Origin of the sequence: Humibacter sp. RRB41, assembly GCF_022761015.1 — a bacterium.
Classification (GTDB): domain Bacteria; phylum Actinomycetota; class Actinomycetes; order Actinomycetales; family Microbacteriaceae; genus Humibacter.
In genome coordinates, this window is record NZ_JAKWJQ010000012.1 from 1 (window position 1) to 4484 (window position 4484).

Here is a 4484-nt window from a genome sequence, read left to right on the forward strand (position 1 = left end):
AGTGGTCACCGACCGCCGACAACTGGAACGACGAAGGAACGGCCATCGACGACGACTGGCCGGATGCCCCTGGATGATCGAACCGCACCAGCGAACGCTTCTCAGGCGAGGCACTGTATGCGACACCCTGATCGGTGACGACCGTCTTCGTACCACGACCCAGCTTCGCCGAGGTCGGCGTCTTCGAGGGATCGAACGAAAGCCTCGACGAAGCATCCAGCACCCACACCTTGCCATCCGGCGACGTGACGGCGATCGTGTTCCCGCCATACGCCACCTGAGACCCAGCAGGGATGCTCACCCGGTCGGTCAGCGACACGAACGCCGGATCTATCCGCTCCAACGTGCCGTTCTTGCTATCGACGAGAAAGTAGGCCGAGCTGTTCTGCAACACATCCAGATCACTGGAAGCACCGTTCACGGCCGCATCGAGTTCATCGATCTGATGGTTCAGCCGGCCACCCATGAGCTTGTCGCCGTTGGTCACCCACACGTCACGAGCGTCGAGATCGACGGCATCGGTCGGAAAGCCCTTGTGCAGAACCGCGAACGTCACAGGAACAGCCGCAACGATCGCGATCACGATGGTCGAAGCCACCGCCTTATGCCCCCGGATCCACGTCGAGAGGGCCCTCAGCACGGTGTGACTCCCCTACTCGTCCGACGTGACGTCCCTGTGCTCCCCCGAGCCCCGTAAAAGCTAGCACACGAACAGGGACTAGACAGAATGGTCCACTAGAACGTGAGGAATGCCCGCGTTCAGGCAGTCTCGGGCGGCTCCTCTCGAGTCGCCGACCGACCGGTTCGTCCGCGGCCCTCCGCTCTTGCACGGAGTCGATTACGGATGGAAATCCATCACGTTGCTCTTATGGCCGTCAACGGTCACCCAGGCGTTGTCGTAGCCACAGCGGAACTGCGACCGCTCGTTCTGCGAGTTGATCGTGCCGCTCGTTCCGCTGATCGTGTCGGTCCAGGTCTGCTTGTTGCTGTCGCAGTAGTACACGACAGTGTGGGAACCCGATGGGAAGTTGGCGATCGTCGTGACGTAGTAGTAGCAGCCGTAGGAGCAATTGGCGCCGTTGTAGTAGTTGCCCTTCTTCAGGGTGACCGACGGCTGAGGGTCCGGCACGTTCACCGTGTTGCTCGACGCGGACCAGTCGCTCCACTTGCCGCCCTGGTTCTCGGCGCGAACCTTCACCGAGTAGTTCCCGGCGGAGAGTCCACCGACCGAGCCGTTGAGCGCGGTGGTCTGTCCGGTCTTGCCGTTGCTGACCTGCCATTCATAGGTCTTCAACGGGCCGCGCGTGTCGACCTTGCTCCAGCTGAAGCTGACGGTACCGCTCGGCGAGTCACCGCTCTCGGAGATCGACGGCTTGCCAGGGGTGACAGGCGTTCCCCACGTGGTCACGGAATTGCTCGCAGCGGATGCAGCGCTTGGGCCGTCGTCGTTCTCCGCCACGACCGTGAATGCGTAGGCCGTGCCATTCGTGACTGGGATCGCGTAGGTGTCGAGATCGGTGACTGTCTTCACCGCTTTGCCGTTGGCGTAGATGACGTAGTGCTTGATCGTCTTGCCGTTGTCTGCCGGCTGCGTGCTGAGGGTGACGTGGATCGAGCTGTCCCCGTTCGCCGTCGCCGTCGGAGCGCTCGGCCTCGCCGGCACATCGTGGATGTTCACCTGCAACTGCCCGATCGTCGCCTTCGTCCTTGCCGGGTCCTTCGTCGCATCCTGCACCGTGTACTGCACGTTCACAACGCCGATGTCCGCCCCGGTCGCAGCCGACACCGTGATCGATGAACCGGTGAACGTCACCGTCGCACCCTTCGGACCGCTGACCTGCTTCGCGCTCGCGATCGTCAAGTCATGACCGGGGAACGGGTTCACCCATTCGTCATCGCTCGCCGCATCGGACACGGTCGTCGAGTTCCCGCGCTTGATGTCACGCACGATCGGCGGATTCTTCTGCTGAGCGATCGGCCGCGTCGAGCTGACGACCTTCACATTCACCGACCCCGGAATCGACGTGGTCGCAGAGTTCACGGTGAATCTGATGGTCGCCGTCGTGCCCGGCTGCACGCCGAACGGCGCAGACAACGCCAACGTCGAACCACTCGGCGTCGCCACGACGCCGCCCGCAGCGCCGGAGAAGTCGCTGTAGGTGATCTTGCTCAGGATCTGCGGGTTCGGGTGATAGGTGGAGGCGCGCAGATCGACGTTGATGGCGCTCTCGCCAGCCTGGATGGTCACGTTGGGCGGTGTGAAGGTGGGCGGCACATCCGATTGATCCGGGTTGCCGATGGTGATCGGGAGCACGAGTGACGTGACGCGGTCCTTGCCCTCGCCCGGTTCTCGTCCGTCATCGACCTTGAATGTGATCGACGCGGGACCGCGATAGTCCTTCTCGGCGGTGAACGTGAGCGTCTGGCCGTCGACGTACGCGGACCTCGACGAATGGGTGGCCGTCACGCCGCTCGTGCCTGTGATCTTCGCCGGCCTCCCCGAAGGCACCGAGACGACATCGGAGAGCTTCCACGTCTTCGTCCCGTTCATCGACACGATCTGCTGCGGAACCTTGACGCGAGGTGGAGCCGTGCCATCGGATGCCGGCGGCACGACGATGAACGCCTCACCTGCGAGCCCGGTCGCAGGATCCGTCAGCGTGTAGGCCACAGCCATGCGCTGGTGCCGCGGAGTCACCGTGACCGTGCCGTTCTGGCCCACCGTCGCAGATTTCGCGTTCGGCCCCGTGACACCGACCTCGAGCTTGCCGACCAGGTCCGACGGGTTGACGGCGCCGTTGAGCACGTCGACCTTGACGCTCCTCTTTCCAGCGGCCTGAGCCGACTCGACGACCTGGTCGACGGCCGTCGGGTAGACCGGTTTCGCGTCATCAGTCACGATCACTTGCACATACGCGCTGTCCTGTCCGCCCTGACCGTTCGAAATCGTGTACCTGGCCACGTACACACCCTGCTTCTGCGGTGCTCGAACCAGCACGATCTTGCCGTGCACCGACGCCTGCAGCGCCGAATCGACGTCCGAGAGCTTCTTCTCCAACGAAATGGTGAAGCCGTTCGGATCCGAGTCGTTCGTCAGAACGGGTACCGATGCCGTCCTGCCCGGTTTCACCTGCACCGTGTCGTTGACGGCGACCGGAGGCTGCAGATTGCTCGGTCGCTGCACGACGCCGATGCGCACCGTTCCGGTGGCCGTCTTGCCATACGTATCCACGACGCGATACGTGAACGTATCGGTTCCTCCCGACCCCGGGTACGCCTCGTACGTGAACGAGTCGGAACTCGACGCGGCGATGCGCCCGAGTGATGGTTGGCTGACGATCCCGTCGAGGGTCACCGAGTCGCCGTCCGGGTCGATCCCGCTCAACGGCACGGTGATCGGGATGCTCGACCCCGCGAACGTGCGCGCGGTCAGCAGCGAAGGAGCAGGCGCGCGGTCCTTGCCGTCCTTGCCCGTGACGGCGAACGTCACTGTGGCGATCGCGCTTTGGCCCCATTTGTCGTTGATGCTGTACGAGACCGAGTACTGCCCCGGCTTGTCCGGAGCCTGATAACGCACCGTGTTCCCGCTCACGAAGGCGGTCGCCCCGGTGCCCTCGTTGGATGTGTCGTGCAGTTTGGGATCGATCGTGAACGGCTCGTTGTCCGGCGAATAGTCGTTGTCGAGCACGTCAACGGTGGCGATGTCCCCGACGCGCACCGTCGCCTCGTCATCGGAAGCAACGGGCGGCTGATGCACGACCACCGGAGGGATCGGCACGACGGTGATCGTCGACGTCGCCTGCTTGACGCCGTCGGAGACCACGTAGTTGAGCTGCACCTGCTGCGGGAGCACGTTCGGCGACGTGACCTTCACCACCTGGTTGTCCAGCAGTTCGACGTTCAGGTCGGACGTCGTGTCCGACCTGGTGACCGAACGCACAGCCAAAACGCGTCCCGACGGTGAGCTGTCGTTCGTGAGCGGATCGACGGTGGTCGTCTCTCCCGGCCGCACATAGGCATCGTCGGCGACCGCGATCGGCCCGCTGTCCCCTCCACCCTGTGCGACGTCGACCCTGATCAGGCCGTCGGTGGTCTTCGCGCCGGCGCCGAGCGTGTACTTGAGGTAGTACTCGCCGACCGCGCTCGCGGTGACCGTGACGGTACCCTTCTGCGGATCGGCCGTCACGACGGGATCGCCGGGTCCGCTGTCGTAGTTGGCCCCGACCAGGTTCAGTTCGTCACCGGACGGCGATAGATCGTTCGTCAACGGAGTGATCGTGATCGCCTGGTCGACGACTCCGGACGCGAAGTCCGGCGTCGCGACCGGAGCGAGGGAGCCCTGGGCTTTCACCGTGACCATGAGCGAACCGGATGCGCTGGCGTGGCCGTCCGAGACTGTGTACCGCACCTCCTTCACGCCCGTCTGCCCGTTCTTGCTGACGAACGTGATCGTGCCATCCGGTTGAAACTGCACCTGATCATCC

Annotated in this window: 2 protein-coding genes; both read right to left on the reverse strand. The window is 64.0% G+C overall.

Annotated features, from left to right (window positions below; translation table 11 throughout):
• The coding region (locus MJ603_RS18415; RefSeq protein ID WP_243065220.1) for a PQQ-binding-like beta-propeller repeat protein at nucleotides 1-598 on the reverse strand (598 nt) is incomplete at its 3' end.
• Between the two features lie 240 nt (nucleotides 599-838).
• The coding region (locus tag MJ603_RS18420; RefSeq protein ID WP_243065221.1) for an Ig-like domain-containing protein at nucleotides 839-4484 on the reverse strand (3646 nt) is incomplete at its 5' end.